Source organism: Erysipelatoclostridium sp. AM42-17 (genome assembly GCF_003480255.1).
Classification (GTDB): Bacteria; Bacillota_I; Bacilli_A; order Erysipelotrichales; family Coprobacillaceae; genus Faecalibacillus.
The window spans coordinates 14820-32683 of the sequence record NZ_QUIN01000012.1 but is presented as its reverse complement, the minus strand read 5'-3'; the positions used below and the strand labels follow the sequence as shown (position 1 = coordinate 32683).

The 17864-nt window shown below is 33.1% G+C and carries 15 protein-coding genes; 8 read left to right on the top strand and 7 right to left on the bottom strand.

The genetic code is table 11. From position 1 onward, the window contains the following. Positions 1–105 precede the first annotated feature (105 nt). The 5 genes from ppk1 (at position 106) to DW911_RS05935 (ending at position 7889) form a co-directional block, all read left to right on the top strand. Complete coding sequence (gene ppk1 / locus DW911_RS05955; protein ID WP_118607587.1) at positions 106–2145, top strand: polyphosphate kinase 1; 2040 nt, start codon at positions 106–108, stop codon at positions 2143–2145. An 11-nt stretch (positions 2146–2156) separates the two neighbouring features. Next, positions 2157–3224 (top strand): 6-phosphofructokinase, encoded by a 1068-nt coding sequence (locus DW911_RS05950; RefSeq protein ID WP_233543025.1) that lies wholly within the window; start codon positions 2157–2159, stop codon positions 3222–3224. A gap of 91 nt (positions 3225–3315) precedes the next feature. Continuing rightward, a complete protein-coding gene (locus DW911_RS05945) occupies positions 3316–4521 on the top strand; it encodes a class I SAM-dependent rRNA methyltransferase (protein ID WP_118433103.1) in 1206 nt (401 codons plus the stop codon). Positions 4522–4675: 154 nt separating this feature from the next. Next, entirely contained in the window at positions 4676–5434 is a 759-nt protein-coding gene (locus DW911_RS05940; RefSeq protein WP_118607586.1) for an EFR1 family ferrodoxin, read from the top strand. A gap of 88 nt (positions 5435–5522) precedes the next feature. Next, positions 5523–7889: a diguanylate cyclase domain-containing protein gene (locus tag DW911_RS05935; protein ID WP_118607585.1), complete on the top strand. Its 2367-nt coding sequence runs from the start codon at positions 5523–5525 to the stop codon at positions 7887–7889. A gap of 23 nt (positions 7890–7912) precedes the next feature. Here DW911_RS05935 and DW911_RS05930 read toward each other — a convergent pair whose 3' ends face one another. Next, on the bottom strand, positions 7913–9250 hold the full coding sequence (locus DW911_RS05930; RefSeq protein ID WP_199589133.1) for an MATE family efflux transporter: 1338 nt from the start codon (positions 9248–9250) through the stop codon (positions 7913–7915). A gap of 143 nt (positions 9251–9393) precedes the next feature. Here DW911_RS05930 and DW911_RS05925 point away from each other — a divergent pair, with 143 nt between their 5' ends. Further along, positions 9394–10251: a MurR/RpiR family transcriptional regulator gene (locus DW911_RS05925; RefSeq protein ID WP_118433097.1), complete on the top strand. Its 858-nt coding sequence runs from the start codon at positions 9394–9396 to the stop codon at positions 10249–10251. A 118-nt stretch (positions 10252–10369) separates the two neighbouring features. Continuing rightward, on the top strand, positions 10370–11182 hold the full coding sequence (locus DW911_RS05920) for a Cof-type HAD-IIB family hydrolase (RefSeq protein ID WP_118433095.1): 813 nt from the start codon (positions 10370–10372) through the stop codon (positions 11180–11182). 18 nt (positions 11183–11200) lie between these two features. On the opposite strand, the gene DW911_RS05915 is transcribed toward DW911_RS05920, so the two are convergent. Next, a complete protein-coding gene (locus tag DW911_RS05915) occupies positions 11201–12070 on the bottom strand; it encodes an HAD-IC family P-type ATPase (protein ID WP_255415285.1) in 870 nt (289 codons plus the stop codon). 365 nt (positions 12071–12435) lie between these two features. Between DW911_RS05915 and DW911_RS05910 the strand changes: the two genes are divergently transcribed. Beyond that, positions 12436–12672 (top strand): DUF6061 family protein, encoded by a 237-nt coding sequence (locus tag DW911_RS05910; protein WP_002578301.1) that lies wholly within the window; start codon positions 12436–12438, stop codon positions 12670–12672. A gap of 133 nt (positions 12673–12805) precedes the next feature. On the opposite strand, the gene DW911_RS05905 is transcribed toward DW911_RS05910, so the two are convergent. From DW911_RS05905 to DW911_RS05880, 5 genes are all read right to left on the bottom strand, one after another. Then, positions 12806–14125: an MATE family efflux transporter gene (locus DW911_RS05905; RefSeq protein ID WP_117485164.1), complete on the bottom strand. Its 1320-nt coding sequence runs from the start codon at positions 14123–14125 to the stop codon at positions 12806–12808. Beyond that, positions 14115–14573: a MarR family transcriptional regulator gene (locus tag DW911_RS05900; RefSeq protein WP_117485166.1), complete on the bottom strand. Its 459-nt coding sequence runs from the start codon at positions 14571–14573 to the stop codon at positions 14115–14117. The genes DW911_RS05905 and DW911_RS05900 overlap by 11 nt, the downstream gene beginning before the upstream one ends. 155 nt (positions 14574–14728) lie before the next feature. Further along, a complete protein-coding gene (locus DW911_RS05895) occupies positions 14729–15433 on the bottom strand; it encodes a DUF6040 family protein (protein ID WP_021369328.1) in 705 nt (234 codons plus the stop codon). After that, positions 15417–17138 carry a MobA/MobL family protein gene (locus DW911_RS05890; RefSeq protein WP_118607583.1) on the bottom strand — a complete coding sequence of 574 codons (1722 nt, stop codon included), beginning with the start codon at positions 17136–17138 and terminating at the stop codon, positions 15417–15419. Before DW911_RS05890 ends, DW911_RS05895 begins: the two co-directional genes overlap by 17 nt. Positions 17139–17466: 328 nt before the next feature. Further along, on the bottom strand, positions 17467–17781 hold the full coding sequence (locus DW911_RS05880; RefSeq protein ID WP_117705064.1) for a relaxasome subunit MobC: 315 nt from the start codon (positions 17779–17781) through the stop codon (positions 17467–17469). Positions 17782–17864: the final 83 nt, after the last annotated feature.

Genomic DNA, 17864 nt, shown 5'->3' with positions numbered 1-17864 from the left:
TAAGTCCTTTTCTTTACACAATCTTGATAGTTCACATAATACCAGATGTTATATAATCTATTTTGGCAATAAAAGTGTATAATAGAATCATAGGGGGGAATACGAATGAATAATTGCAAAGAAAATAGAGAATTATCATGGTTAAAGTTTAATGATCGTGTATTAATGCAGGCAAAGGATCGAGGTGTTCCTTTAGCAGAAAAATTAAGTTTTATTTCTATTTATCAAACGAATTTAGATGAATTTTTTATGGTAAGAATAGGATCACTTTATGATCAAATGTTGTTTTATCCTGATACTAGGGATAACAAAACAGGGATGACAGGTGAAGAACAATTAAAAGCATGTTTTAAAAGAGTAGCTTATTTAAATAAGAAAAAAGATCGTATTTATCAAAGAACCATGAATCAACTTAGTGAATCAGGAATGAGTGTTTTAAAATATAAAGATATTACGAGTAAAGAAGATCGTCGCTATTTTCAAGATTACTTTGAAAGAGAAATTTTACCTTTAATATCTCCTCAAGTTATATCAAAAAGACAACCATTTCCATTTATTAATAATCGTGAGATGTATGCTGTTGTTCGTCTTGAATCTAAAAAAGGTAAACGTAAAATGGGGATTGTTTCATGTTCTAATGCGATGGATGAAAGACTCATACCAGTGCCTAGTCAACCAGGAAAATTTATTTTAGTAGAAGATATTATTTTACATTTTGTTTCCCATATTTTTTCTAAATACACTGTAAAAAGTAAAGGACTCATTAGGGTAACGAGAAGTGCAGATATTGATGAGGATGATCATTCATTAGAAGGACATGAAGATTATCGTGAAATGATGGAAACTTTAATTAAACAAAGACGTAAATTATGTCCGGTACGTTTAGAAATGTCATCAGGATTAGAGGATGTTGAAGTATTGATGTTAATGAATTTCTTAAATTTAAAGAAAAATCAAGTGTTTGAAAGTGAAGCACCGTTAGATTTTGGCTTTATTAGTGAATTAAGAGATCATTTAAAATATATCCATCCTGAAATGTTCTATAAACGTCTTGAATCAAGAAATAGTTCAATAGTAGATAATAGAGTTCCGATGATTAAACAAATATTAAAACATGATTTATTACTTTGTTATCCATTTGAATCTATGTCACCATTTTTAAGATTATTAGATGAAGCCAGTCATGATGCTAATGTAGCAAGTATTAAAATGACTTTATATCGTGTTGCTAAAAATTCTAAAATTGTTAAATCATTAATAAAAGCAGCAGAAAATGGAAAAGAAGTGGTTGTTTTAGTAGAGTTAAGAGCACGATTTGATGAAGAAAATAATATTGATTGGTCTAAACGATTAGAAGAAGCAGGATGTCGTGTTATTTATGGATTAGATGGATTAAAGGTTCATTCTAAATTGTGTTTAATTACTTATAAAACAGAAGGTAGTGTAAAATACATTAGCCAAATTGGTACTGGTAATTATAATGAAAAAACATCTAAACTTTATACTGATTTATCATTAATGACAGCAAACCAAGAAATTGGTGAAGAAATTAATGGTGTATTTAATCATTTAAGTTTTGGAGAAACTGAAAATCATACTGATTTATTAATGGTTGCGCCTCATTGTATGATTTCTAAAATATTTGTGCATATAGATGAACAAATTGCTTTAGCTAAAGAAGGTAAAGAAGCTTATATAGGTTTTAAATGTAATGCTCTTACAAGTCGTAAAATGATAGATAAATTAATTGAAGCCAGTCAAGCTGGCGTTAAGATTGATATGATTGTAAGAGGAATATGTTGTTTAATTCCAGGTGTAGAAGGATATACTGAAAATATTCATGTTATTTCTATTGTTGGACGCTATCTTGAACATTCACGTATTTACATATTTGGTAAAGATGATCCAAAGGTTTATATTTCTTCAGCAGATTTAATGACGCGTAATCTAGAAAGAAGAGTAGAAGTAGCAGCGCCAGTTCTTGATACAAAACTTAAAAAGATGTTACTCAATATGTTTAATATTATGTTGTCAGACAATGTTAAAGCATCACAGTTAGAAAGTGATGGAAAATATAAACGTGTAAAGAATAAAAAAGCATTGATGAACAGCCAAGAATATTTTTTCAAAAATGAAGTAAAGTAGGAAGGAATGAGATGATGAAAGTTGGAATCTTAACAAGTGGTGGTGATTGCCAAGCACTTAATGCAACAATGCGTGGCCTAGCAAAAACACTTTATCGTCAAAGTAAAGATATTGAAATTATTGGTTTTTTAAAAGGTTATAAAGGACTGATGTTAGGACAATATAAAAAGATGAAAGAAGAAGATTTTGAAGATATTCTTAATCTTGGAGGAACAATTTTAGGAACTTCGCGTTGTCCTTTTAAAAAAATGAGAGTCATTGAAGATGGCTTTGACAAAGTGGAAGCGATGAAAAAAACATATAATAAACTTAAATTAGATTGTTTAGTGGTTTTAGGGGGGAATGGTTCTTTAAAATCAGCCAATATGTTAGCTCAAGAAGGACTTAATGTGATTGGTTTACCTAAAACAATTGATAATGATACATGGGGAACAGATTATACCTTTGGTTTTCAAAGTGCTGTTAATGTTGCTAGTCAATATTTAGATGAAATCCAAACCACGGCTGAAAGCCATGACCGTATTTTTGTTGTTGAAATTATGGGACATCGAGTTGGTCATATTTGTTTAGCTTCCGGATTAGCATCAGGTGCAGATGTTATCTTATTGCCAGAGATACCTTATGATATAAAAGGAATTGTAAAAGCAATTAAAGAAAGACAAAAAAAGGGTCAAAATTATGCTGTGATTGCCTGTGCTGAAGGCGCTATTAGTAAAGAAGATAGTCTTCTTACTAAAAAGAAATATAAAGCTAAGGTAGCGAGTCGAAATGGGATGTCGGTGGCTTATGAAGTAGCTAAAGAATTAGAAGGTTATTTTGATAATGAGATTCGTGTATCGCTTGCAGGACATGTTCAACGTGGTGGACAACCTAGCAGTTATGATCGTTTAATGGCAACACGCTTTGGTATTGAAGGAGCAAGACTTGTTTTAAATCAAGATTTTGGTAAGCTGGTTGTTTTAGATAAAACAGAAGTGAAGGCGATTCCTTTAGCTCAAAGTGCAGGTAAATTAAAATATGTTGATCCTGAAGGCGAAGTGGTAACAGGGGCTAAGTTAATGGGTGTTTCATTTGGTTAAAAGAGGTTATGAAAAATAACTTCTTTTTTGTATCATTGAATTAAGATTTATTATTTGTTAGAATAGGTGCGCATAGAAAGTAGGTAATCATATGAAAAGAGAGTATCCAATTGTATATTTAAGTCCTGAAGGGGAAAAATGGCTTGATAAAGGTCAAATGTGGATGTATAAAAATAACGCTATTGTTGATGAAAGTTTAGAAAATGGGATCTTAGTTGATATTATGACAACATCAAATCGTTATATGGGAACAGGTTTTTTATCTAAGGAAAGTCATATTACAGTACGTATTTTATCTAAAAATCAAAATGAAGTTATTAATCATCAATTTTTTAAATCTAGAATACAAAAAGCTTATGATTTTAGAAAAACAGTAGAAAAAGATAATTTAACTAATTGTCGTTTAGTATTTGGGGAAGCTGATCAGTTACCTGGTCTTACAGTAGATCGATATAATGATATTTTAGTTTGTCAAATTAGTTCTTATGGTTTAGAACAAATCAAAGATGAAATTTATGATTTATTATTAGAAACATTAAGAGAAGATGGTCAAGATGTTAAAGGAATTTATGAAAGAAATGATATTCAAGTACGTCAAAAAGAAGGATTAAAGATGTATAAAGGGTATTGGAAACAACCGGTACCCACTAAAACAATCATTAATGAAAATGGGTTAAAATTAAATGTAGATGTAGAAAATGGTCAAAAAACAGGCTATTTCTTAGATCAAAAATCTAATCGTGTTTTATTAAGAAATATGGCTTTTGGTAAAACAGTATTAGACTGTTTTAGTCATACTGGAGGATTTGCATTAAATGCAGCTTTAGGAAATGCGAAACATGTAGATGCTGTTGATGTTTCTCAAGTAGCTTTAGATCAAGGTTTAGCTAATGCTAAACTAAATCATTTAGAAAAGAGAATGTCATTTATTCAAGCAGATGTTTTTGATTATTTAGATCAATGTCAACAAGGACAATACGATATCATTGTTTTAGATCCACCTGCTTTTACTAAATCAAGAAGAACAATTAATCATGCTTATCAAGGATATAAAAGAATTAATAAAAGAGCGATGGAGTTATTAAAGAATGACGGTTATTTGCTTACATGTAGTTGTTCACGTTTTATGGAAACAAGTCATTTTGAACAAATGTTAAAAGATGCTGCCCAAGAAGCGCATGTGACTTTAAAACAAGTTTCAGTAACTCAACAAAATGCTGATCATCCAATATTATGGACCATGGAAGAAACATCATATTTAAAATTTTATATTTTCCAAATTGTTGATGCAAAGTAATCATGGAAAATAGATGGCAATATTGATTAATGTAATATATAGGGAGCATACACGAGGATATCGAATGCTCTTTTTTATTAAAATGATATAATAAAAGTAAATTTAAGCATATGTTTTTTAGTGTATATAAAATGAGAGGAAGGTGTAAGACGATATGATTTTTTGTTTTTCGGGAACGGGTAATAGTCGTTATATTGCTAAGAAAATAGCTGAGACCCTAGAAGATACTATCATTGATTTAAATGTCAAAATTGAAGAAAATGATTATTCACCATTACAAACAGGCTGTCATGTAATTGTGGTTGTGCCCACTTATGCATGGCGAATACCACGCATAGTATCAAACTGGCTTTTAAGTACAAAGTTATTAGGAGCAAAGCGAATTTGGTTTGTTATGGATTGCGGTGGTGAAATTGGCAATGCCGCAAAATATAACAGACGGATTGCTTGCGATAAACAATTACAATACATGGGCACAATGCAAATTATTATGCCAGAAAACTATATTGCAATGTTTAATGCACCACAAGTTAATGAAACAAAACAAATCGTAGAAAAAGCAGTACCGTATATTGAAAATGCAATTACTTTTATTAAAGCAGAAAAGCCATTTCCAATACCACGAAACAATCTTTATGACCGTTTTATGAGTGGACCAGTTAATCCTGTTTTTTATCGTTTCTTCGTTAAGGCTAATGCATTTTTGGTAGATAAGCGATGTACTGGATGTGGTCAATGTGCAAAAAAATGTCCGTTAAATAATATTAAATTAATAAATGGAAAACCAGTTTGGAATAAAAACTGTACACATTGTATGGCTTGTATATGTTATTGTCCTGTAAAAGCTATTGAATATGGTAAAAAGAGTAATAATAAACCTCGTTATTACTTTGAACAATTAAAAATTAAATAGTTTTCAAGGTTGACTTCCTATCGCAATTCTTGACATAAAAGGGTATAATATATAAAAGGTAAGTGTTTTTTATGGAAGGAGCGATCATATGGACGAAAAGATTAAATCTACTATTTTAATTGTTGATGATTCACAATTAAATAGATTAGTTTTATATGAATTGTTAAATGATCGATATAATGTGATTGAAGCTACTAATGGAGTAGATGCTTTAAATATTATAAAAGAGCAAGATGCTCGTATTGATTTGGTGTTATTGGATATTATTATGCCTGGAGTCGATGGATATGAAGTTCTTGAAGAGATGAATCGACTTCATTTTATAGATTATATTCCAGTTATTATGATTTCTTCTGAAGGAGCTTCATCAACTGTAGAAAGAGCTTATGAGTTAGGGGCAACAGACTACATCACAAGACCATTTGAAAAGTATATTATTATGCGACGTATTTCTAATACGATTAGGTTATATCAAAAACAAAAGAAATTACTTAATTTAGTTGAAGACCAAGTACAACAAAGAGTAGATAATAATAGTATGCTGATTAAGGTTCTTGCTAATATTGTTGAATTTAGAAATGGTGAAAGTGGTTTACATGTTCAACATATTCAGTCGCTTACTAAAATGTTATTAATGTATTTAATTCAAAAAACAGATCAATATCAAATAGATGAATATCATGTTTTATTGATTAGTACAGCTTCGGCGTTACATGATATTGGAAAAATATCAATAGATGACAAAATATTAAATAAACCAGGGCGATTAACTGCTGAAGAATTTGAAATCATTAAAGGACATTCACTTATTGGTGCTAATATGATTCAACAAATTCCTAGTTATAAAAATGATGCGATGCTTAGATATGCTTATGATATTTGTCGATGGCATCATGAACGTTATGATGGTAGAGGATATCCTGATGGTTTAACGGGTGAAGAAATTCCTATTTGGGCACAAGTTGTAGCTTTAGCTGATGTATATGATGCTTTAACGAGTGAAAGATGCTATAAAAAAGCTTATAGTCATAAACAGGCAATGGAAATGATTTTAAATGGGCAATGTGGAACATTTAATCCATTATTGCTAGATTGTTTATGTGATATAGAAGAAGTTATCCAAAGGGAATTAGAAAATGATTATGTAAGAGTGGATGGTCAGGTTGTTTCAAAAATCACTGATGAAATTGTTGAAAATCAACTCACTAAGGATATAAGCCAAATTGAATCTAAATCACATCTTCCTATAGAGCAACAGTTGGGAATTACTTTCAAATATGATTTGGCTGATGATACGGTTTATATTTCTTCTAGAGGAGCTGCAAGTTTAGGATTAGATCAAGTTATTGTTCATCCTGCTAATGATGATCAGTCTTTTTTAACAAAATCAAACATAAAAAAATTAGTTTCTAAGTTACGACAAACTGACAGTTTACATACCACTGTTGAAATGAAATTTCAATTAGAATTCAATCATACTAAGAATTGGTATAAAATTCATGCGGATTCTTTATGGGAAAATCAACAATATGCAGGTGTCATTGGAAATATTACATGTTTAAATGAAAGTGAAATTGTTGAATTAAATCAAAATCAACATATTTTAAAATGTTCTTTTACAGAAGCTTTAGATATTATTGAACAATTAAAGAAAATTTTTGATCATGTAAGATTGGTTGATATTCATAATCAAAAAGTGGTAAAGATTACGAGTCAAGGAATAGAAGAATCTACAGAAAAATGCAACGAATTTTGGAATCATGATCATGCTTGTCGTAGTTGTGTTTCATGCCATTCTTATGATAAAAAAGGACAAGCAGTTAAGTTGGAATTTATTGATCATGATGTTTATGGTGTGATTGCTGAATATATTGAGATTGATAATCAACCATGGGTTTTAGAAATTATTTGTAAAACGAAGGAAGAAATTTTACTAAGTGCACACGGTCATACGAAGTTTATGGAAAAGATTTCTCAATATAATCGTCAATTCTATACAGATATCTTAACAGGATGTTATAGTAGAAGATATTATGAAGAAGTTGTAAAGCATATTGATACTATTGATGCAATAGCAATGATTGATGGGGATAACTTTAAACATATTAATGATCATTATGGTCATGCTGTTGGAGATTTAGCTTTACAACATATGGCAAGTGCAATTAAATCATGTATTCGGGATGATGATTTATTAATTCGTTATGGTGGCGATGAATTTATATTGGTTTTCCAAAATATGGTTCAAGAAACATTTAAGGAAAGATTGAACATCATTTTAAATACAGTTAAAAATGAAACCATAAATGACTACCCTGATATTCATTTATCAGTAACAATCGGTGGTGTTCATGGTGTCCATCATGTAAGTGATGCTTTAAAACAGGCAGATGATTTGATGTATCAAGGGAAAGATAAAACAAATCATGTCATAATAAAAAATGAGAATTCTTAATTAAGTGAATTCTCATTTTTTTATTAGTAAGATAATTCTTTTTTTTGAACATGATAATAAGCAATAGCTAAAGCAAGAGCTGTACAGACCCAGCTTACTGGATAAATCATGAGTAAGTGATCATAACTTGCTATCATAGGATAAAGGGTATAAATGTATAAAATACGTAAACCGCAGATACCTAATACACAAATAATAGCTGGGGTACTTGAATAACCAATACCACGCATAAAGGCAGATAGTAATTCAATAAACATATTAATAATTTCTAATGATAAAACGATATACATACGGGTATAAGCAAGAGCTGCGATATGAGGATCACTTGTAAAGAAACTAATACATAATTCATGGAAGACGAGGAAGATAATTGTAATAATGATAGTTGCAATACTTCCTAAAAGAATAGTCCATTTAGTGATTTGTTTACAACGTTGATAATTTTTAGCAGCATAGTTTTGACCGATAAAGGTAACAGCTGCTTGGCTAAAAGCACTGATAATAAAATAACTAAAGTATTCATAGTTTAAGGCAGCAGCACTTGCAGCTACGGTAGCAGAACCAAAATCATTTAATGATGATTGGATAAGCACATTGGAGATTGAAAAGACAGCAGATTGTAATCCTGTTGGTACACCAATTTTAGCAATTTGAATTAAAATATGTTTATGAAATTTTAATTCTTTTAAATTAACTCTTAATGCACCTTGTTCTTGAGTTAAACAATAAAGTAAGATGAGAGAACTAATAATATTAGAAATCACAGTAGCAATAGCAACACCTTCAACACTCATATGAAACATAATAACAAAGACTAAATTTAAAACAACATTAACACTTCCTGAAATAATTAAAGCAATAAGTGGTCTTTTGGTATCACCTTTACTTCTTAATATAGCGGCTGTAAAGTTATATAACATAATAAAAGGCATACCAGAAAAATAAATCTTTAAATAAAGTGTAGCAAGATCAATGACATCTTCTGGTGTAGACATCATCTCTAAAATAGGACGAGCACAACTAATACCAATCACTAATAAAACAATCCCACTTACTAAAGCAAGTAAGATGGATGTATGCACGGCTTGATTAGCTTTTTTTTGATTATCACTACCAATAAATGAAGCGACTACAACATTTGTCCCTACTGATAAACCCACAAATAAATTGACTAATAAATTAATAACAGGACCATTAGCACCTACGGCAGCAAGAGCACTATTACCAGCAAAATTTCCGACTACAGCAACATCGGCTGCATTAAATAATTGTTGGAGAATACTTGTAGCAGCAAGTGGTAAAGCAAATAATAATAATTTATCCCATAGACTACCATGAAGCATATCGACTTGTTTTCTCATAATGAACCCCCTCTTTATAAAACAAAAGATATTATAAGGGTTCAAGTAGTATTGATGTCAAGAACAATGATGGTTATTTCAAAAATTGAAAATATCTTGATATGAATAATGGTATAATAAAACTAATGAATGGGGAGAAATTTATGAATATATTTTTAAAATTACAAAAACAGGACCATTTTTCAAGTAATGAAAAAATAGTAGCTAATTATATATTAAAAAAACCACAAGCAGTATTAAATATGTCTTATAAAGAATTAGGACAAGCCTGTTTTGTTTCACCAGCAACTGTTTATCGTTTATGCGATAAGTTAGAATTATCTGGATTTTCTGATTTGAAAATGAAAATTACCAGTTCACTTCCAGATTATTTGAAGTGTAATGATGATTTTGATTTTGATTTCCCAGTTAAACAATATCAAACCCATTATGAAATTGTTCATAATTTAGGTGAAGATTATAAACAAACAATTGATCTTACGGGAAATCTTTTTGATTTAGAACAACTAAGATTGGTAGCGAGTGCTATGAAAAAAGCCCAAGTTATTGATCTTTATACTTCAGCAGGAAATATTTATTTTGCATTGAATTTTCAATTTCAGATGCAAGAAATAGGTGTTCATGTTCATGTACCTATTGAAGATTACCAACAACGATTAACAGCAGCAAGCAGTGATGAAAATCATTTAGCGGTTGTTATTACTTTTGGTGGAAGAGGTGTATTAACAGAGGTTTTACCACGTATTCTTTCAAAAGTGAAGACACCTATTGTTTTAATTTCTTCTAGAGATTATTCATTTAAAGATATTGAACCGGATTATCATCTCTATTTAGCACATCATGAAAATCATTATAAAAAGATTTCATCTTTTTCTACTAGGCTTTCTTTGCTTTATATTTTAGATACTTTATATACAAGTTATTTTGAATTAGATTATCAAAATAATTTAGATCGAAAATTATATTATTATGAAAATTTAGTAGAAGGTAAGATAAAATGAGAAAAGAATTCTAAATTATATTTTAATATAAGATAATTTTGAAAAAATAATTCGTTTCCATTAGTTTGCATTGTTTATCGTTATAGCATTTTTTATGATGAAGATAGGAGGTCGTGTTATGAGTGTAAAAGCAATTATGTGTGATATTGATGGAACTCTTCTTTGTTCAAAAGGATATGTGACACCAATAACAGTAGAAGCAATAAAAAAAGCAAGAGAAAAAGGAATTTTATTTGGTTTATCAACAGGGAGAGATGTCAATAGTATTCAAACTTTACTAAAGGATTGGCATATTGATGGATTGGTTGATATCATCGTTGGTACTGGCGGAGGAGAAATTTATGATTATAAATTAGATACTTATAAGGAACAGTATCCTTTAGATGGTCAATTAATTCAAAATATTGTTGAACATTATCAAGATATGAAAGTCAATTTTGCTATTCCGGAAAATGGTATTTTATATGCACCTAAAGATGATGAATTAATTCAAATGTTATCTAAAGCGGACCATGTTCCTTATAAAGTGGTGAATTACGATGAATATCTTACAAAACCTAAACCAAAATTGATCATTGTTTGTCAAGAAGATTATATGGATCAAGTCATTGCAAGAAGTCAAACTTTCCATAATGATCAATTTAAATCATCTTCATTAAAAACAGCAAGTGTACTTTATGAATATATGGATCCTAGAGTGACGAAAACAGCCGGATTAATTGAGGCACTTAAGTTACATGATATTGATATCAAGGATATCGTGACTTTTGGTGATGCTGATAATGATTATGATATGACTTTAAATGCTGGTGTTGGGGTCGTTATGGCTAACGGAAGTGAAAAAACAAAGAGTGTTGCTGATTATATTACTGATGATAATGATCATGATGGAATTGGTCATTATATTGAAAAATTTATATTAGACAAATAAAACAACCTAAGGGTTGTTTTATTGTTTAACTATTATTTTTTTAAATTGAATAAGTACAAAAGATAAAAGTGAAAAAGTATAAATCATGATAAGTTTTGATAGTGATAATGAAGTAATCATGAATAAGTCTTGTAAAAATGGGATATAGAAAATAAGATGTAATAAGCCAAAACCAACGAAAAAAGCAAGAATGCTACTGATGTTAGATGTTATTCCAATTCGATAGATTGGCTGATTACTACGACAAGAAAAACCATGAAGTAAACGTGATAGACAAATTGTAGCAAAGGCAAAAGTGGCTGCTGTTAAAGCATCGTACCTTAGCCCAACATAGTAAGCTATCATTGTACAGAAAGCAATAATAGTACCATCAACTAATATTTCATTTAAAGAAGTTTGATTTAAAATATGATTATTTTTATGACGTGGAGGATCATTAAGAACATCCTCTTTTATTTTTTCCATACCAATAGCGATAGCTGGTAAAGAATCGGTAATAAGATTCATAAAAAGTAAATGCACAGGATAGAAAGGTGTAGGTAAGAAAAAGAGAGAAGTCATTAAAACACATAAAATCCCGGCAAAGTTTCCTGATAATAAATAATGAATCGCATTTTTAATATTACGATAAACATTACGACCAATAATAACGGCTTTGACAATAGTGGAAAAGTTATCATCAGTAAGGATCATATTGGCAGCATCTTTAGAAACTTCACTACCGGTGATTCCCATAGCAACACCGATATCACTTTGTTTTAAAGCTGGAGCATCATTGACACCATCACCGGTCATTGCAACAATGGCGCCTTGTTTTTGCCATAGTTTTACAATACGTATTTTATGTTCAGGAGCAACACGGGCATAGACGCTTACTTTTGGTAAAATCGTTTCTAGTTCTTGATCAGATATATGATTAAGTTGTTCTCCTTCTAAACATAAATCCCCATCTTGATAAATTCCGATTGAGATTTCACCTGTTTTAAGAAATTTAATAACTGTTATATTTTATTATTAAATTCTTCGCAACCCCTTGAAAACACTGGATTTGTCGCAGGTGAGCTTTCCCTTATTATTTCCCTTGTGTTATATCGTCCCATCAGTGTTTATGCACTCTGATAAGGGCAAATACAAGGGCAAGAAAAATCTATAAGACAGTATAACACAAAATAAAAGTGACATGGTGAACTGATTGAAATGCTTCTTAATTTTTGCTACTACTGATTGATTAAATGATAAGGAGATGGGATACGATGAGAACAATATTTGCAGAATACAATCCACAGTGCAACAGCATTGATGTATATACTAATACGGGCTATATACTCCGTATTGATTGTTGGGAAGCAGAAAAAAATTTAAGAACCACACCTGGATCTGATTGTGCTTTGACATCGCTTGCAATCGATGAGCCATTAGAATATGCAAGGTTATATCTTGATGGGAATTTACAGATGTGGGTAGATGCTGAAGATTCATTAGAGTTATGATTATTCCAATCAAAATCTACTAGAATTTATTAAAAATTAGCTTCATAATTTTAAAAGGACAGCCCTATTGCTATGAGGCTGTCCTTAAAAATACAATAGATAAACCTAGATTATTCTTGCTACTATCTGATTGTTAAATTTTCTGTATTCCATATTGCAAATCTCCCTTTTCGCAATATTTTATTAGTATGAATGCCAGAATCGCTGAAAAAACACGTGCCAATACCGTACTCCACCATATCATAATCTGTCCACCAAATAAAGGTGGTAAAACAAGCATAAATATCAGCATCAATACTGGTTCAATGAATGTAAGAATGTATGACAATCCACTTTTTTCAGTAGCATAAAATCCAGCTGTCGCTATTCTGGTAATCGCAACAAATGGTAATGACACTAAAAATATAGGTACAATTTTAGAAATCTCAATACTTACTTCATAAGAAGCTCCGAAAACCCCTCCAATATTTGCTCTGTTTACATACATGATAATTCCACCACAAACAGCAAGAATTATTGCAAAAATGTATGCCATTCTCTGAACTCCTCTCAGGCTTTCTTGATCCTTCTCACCATAAAAACGGCTCATTAAAGGTTGACTTCCATCACCTACGCCCTGCAATATGAGATATATGATACAGATAATATAGGATACACATGCATAAGTTGCAATAGCTTTTTCTCCCCCATAAGAAGCGGAGAATCGGTTTATAAACACCAATGAAATATTAGGAGTCAATGCTAGCCCAAATGGTGCAAGACCTACTCTGAATATAGCGCCACACATTTCTTTTACATTTTTTAAGGATACATACACATAAAACTTTTTATTATATAATGCGTATATGATTGCAATTGCTGCAGTCACACCCTGTCCGGCTATTGTAGCTGTGGCTGCACCTTTCATGCCCATTTCATATATCCATACAAAGATAAAATCCAGAACAATATTGGTTATGAATCCACCAACCATCGCAAACATTGACCAGAAAGAGTTTCCATAATTTCTAATGAATGGCATCATTCCAGTTCCAAGAATCTGCAATATTGCTCCAAGTGCTATAATTTTGATATAATCTGTCGCATTTGTTAATATAATTCCATCTGCTCCAAGCAATCCTAAAATTTTAGACGAAAAGGAGTAAATAATTATGGTACTGATAACACTTACTATTACAAGAAGCCACCAGCTTGTAGCAATAAATTCTTCTGCCCGTTTTCCTTTCTTTTCTGCTGCATTAATTGAGTAATAAACAGCTCCTCCCATACCAATTCCTGTTCCAAGAGCCTGAATCAAAGCCTCAATCGGATATACAATATTAATAGCCGAAAGTCCAGCATCTCCTATGGTATTGCCTACAAAATATCCATCCACTATCGCATATATTCCTGATAATGCAAATGCTATAATAGATGGAATAACATATTTAAAAAATAATGATTTATGATTCATTTTTCTTACAATCTCCTTCCTTGAAAAGTCTGATAAACAGCTCTGTATTATCATTAAGACTTTCTATATTCTCTAATCCCATTTTTTCGATTACATATATTTCTTTTGAGTGCAGTTTTTCTATGATATCTTTCGTATATTCCATTCCTGATTCTGTGAGGCATATCAGCTTATTTCTCTTGTCTGAATCATCAGATACCATATTGATGTATCCTTTTTTCTGAAAATCTTTTAGTATCGTATTTACCGTTTGCTTAGGTATATTCCATTTTTCACTTATCATTTTCTGCGTGCATCTTCCATTACTTTCATAAAATGAATGCAAAACAAAAACTCCATTTGAAGACAGTCCCTGATCCTTTGACCATTCCTCATACATTGCTGTACATTCTTTCCATAAAGCATAATATCGTTGCAACTGTATTATCATATTATTATCTTTTCTCATCTTTTTCCTCCTTAAATTAGTACGAATCCGGACTTTTGTATTATAGTCCGAGTTCGTACTAATTGTCAAGATTTATTTATATACTTTTTCTTTATATAAACAATCAATAGTCCCTTACTAAGGACAGGAAGATTATGAAATTTCCCTGTCCTCTTTTAATAATATCCTCGTTCTTCCATCCAGTCTTTCACATAACATCTGATTCCAATATAAATAATATGCGACAGTAATAGCAATACAATAAGATTTATCGGATTAGCGTTTTTAATCCATTCTCCAAAGTAAATTACAACAGCTGTACTCGTTATCGCTACCACGATACTGATGATATCCCAACAATATTTCCGGTAGATTTTTCCTACCTGATAACCAATCCCGATTATCAGCCACCCGGTTATTACGAATAAAATTGCCATGACAGTACCGGCAATCAGCCAGTACACAATCCCGGAAAGAATACTGTTAGGTATTCCACTGCTTAACTGTCCGAAAGAGTCTGCACCTGTCACAAACTCCCGAAATAAACTTCCCATTCCTTTTCCTAACGCACCGAAAAAGACGATACAGTCGTTAAGGAAAACCGGCGAAAGAATCGCAGTAAACAGTGTTGTTGTTATGCTGTACCATGCCAGTAGAAACAAGATACTTTCATAACCAATCGTCATATTTTTATATTTCTTTTCTAACTGGCTTTTACGGCTATCGCATTTTTCTTTTGCTTTCCGGTAAGCAGTACGGTCACATTTTTCACATTTCTCATAAGGCACTTTTTTCTCAACAGCTACCTCTACCGTCTTTTGGTGTGTCTGTGCATAAAGTTTTTCCTGCTCTGCTTTTTCATACTTAAATTTCCATGCCACGGCTTCTGCGTCGGCTCTTTTCCTGCTGTCTGTCTCGCTGGTCAATCGTTCCTCTGTTTGCCTTAATCTTGTCCGCAATGCTTCGATATTCTCGGCTCTGTTTTCGCTGTTCAATTTCTCGTTCAAGGTCAGCGATTCGCTTAGCTGCCTGTTTAGTTCCTGGATTGTCTGGTCTTTCTGATCCAGTTCGTCCTGCATCTGTTCGGTCATCAGCAGAAGTTCTTCCACCTGCCCGACGTTCTCTAAGTTTCTGCATTCGCTCATCGATCTCCCTCGCTTTCTCTATCTGCTGTTTAAGGTCAGCAATTCGCTGTTCTGTTTCTGCAATAAGCTGTTCTCGTTGTTCAGCTTCTGCGTTAATTCCTGCCATTGCTGATTCTCGTTTTCCAACTGTTCGATTCTGGTTTTCTGTTGCTCGATCTGTGAGAGCAGTTCTTCTGTATCTGGCAAAAGATTTAGCAGCCTGGATAATTCGCTGTTTAAGCTTTTTAAACTCTGGTTCTGCTCCTGAAAAGACAGGAGCTGTCGATCCCGTTCCTGCAATTCCTGTACCATCGCTGCCATAAGATTCTGCTGTTCCTCGATCTGGTTTATCATTGTCTCCATCATGGGAATGACTTCCCGGCTTTCTTCTAATGTCATCCAATCGCTCCTTCCATTGTGTCAATGCACCGGATACCTTTCCGAAAGAAATCTGTATTTTATCCAGCAGTGCATTTTGTCTTTTTATGATCTGGTTTTCCTCTACTTTCCATGAAGTAGAGGATGTCTGTCCGTTTTGAAATTTCTCGTCAATTTTTCTGGCATCTGCGCCCTCATGGATCGTCGGTATCTCTAATTTTCCCTGCCTTGCATAAGAACGGTGGTCAATGTGATTTTCCGTTTTCAAATGTGCATTACAGACGTTTGCCCATTCGCTCCGCCATAGCTCACAATTTTTCGGATTGTTCCACCCGGTAGCATCGGTTAATACACGTTTCCACTGTTTGCGGTTCCTTGTCCCGACTTTCTGGACTCCATTTTCATCAAGTACGGGGATTCGGATTCCATGACGGTCAGGGTTCTTTTTATCCTGCCACCAGTCCGGATGGGATTCATCCACCACAATATTTCCATTTTCATCTCTGACAAACTCCCAATCCTTGATTTCTTTGTTACCCCATGAGTGGTCTGAATTGAATGGCCGCATCGTCACCAGTAAATGCACATGGGGATTACCATCTCCTTTATCGTGGATACTCCAATCCGCACACATTCCCTTATCTACAAAGGTCTTTTGAATATATTCAGTTGTATAATCAATCTGTTCCTGTCGGCTCCATTCTTTCGGAAGTGAGAACTCAAATGACCTGCCGAGTTGTGCATCTGAACTTTTTTCTATCCTCAAGACTTCATTCCATAAACGCTGCTTCTGAAAAGTAAGTTTGAATTTTTCCAGTGCAGCATTTTGGTTATCTGCCCTTTTATATCGGACAGATTTCTGGAACCGTCTGATATTTTCAGCAGGTACATTCTGCCATTCCTGTGGTGCATTTTCACACATCAGCAGGCTGGTATAAACGACTTCTTTTTTTGAAGTATAGTAGCTGATCCTGCCTGTTTCTTCATTTTTCATCACATCGCCATTGAGATAAGCAGACGCCGATATGATGGATTTTCCTTTGCTGCGTCCAACAATCTTTACTGTATAATGAAAAATCGCCATGATCCGTTTCCCCCTTTCTGCCGTATCCGGCTTTGATTTCCGGCAGGTAACGTTTTCCCAAAAAGAAAATGGTATCTGCCGGAACGCCCTCTGCGTAAGAGTGCCCTGTGCATAACAGCCTGCATGGAATGCGCCCCTCTGGCGAAGAGTGCCTCCTGCGGCATGAGCAGGTCTGCATGAAATGCCCGCCGACGGAACGAGCCCGGCAAGCGTAAGCGCAGACCGGTTGCCACCTGTGGCAAACTTATACGGACGACCTCTGGTTGTCCATAAGTGCGCCCTTCATGAAAAAGCAATGAAGGGAATGGAAAATCCACTCCCTCCGGCATTACACTTCCTCCGTATTCGCAACTGGCTCTTTCTGCATTGCCTTTGAGAAGAATTTCCCATTTGCTTCCTGCCTTTTTAAGAAGCCGATCAGCTTTGGGATATCATCTTCCTCAATCGCAGAACCCAGCACCGATTCCACCGCACCACCAATCTGGCAGAGCCTGTGTGTCCGCTTTTTGGTTTCCACATCTTTCTGACGTTTCTTCAGTTCCCGTTTCTGTACTGCATACTGTTTTGCTTTCTCAAGGCTTTCCTGTTCTTTCTTTTCCAACTGGAGCATACGCTCCTCATAACTCTTTGTTGATCTTGCCATAAATATCATCGTCCTTTCTTTTTCTTCCAAACATAAGTTTCCTGTTGTCTGTCAGACGAAGTACATGGTATAATCTGTTTGCG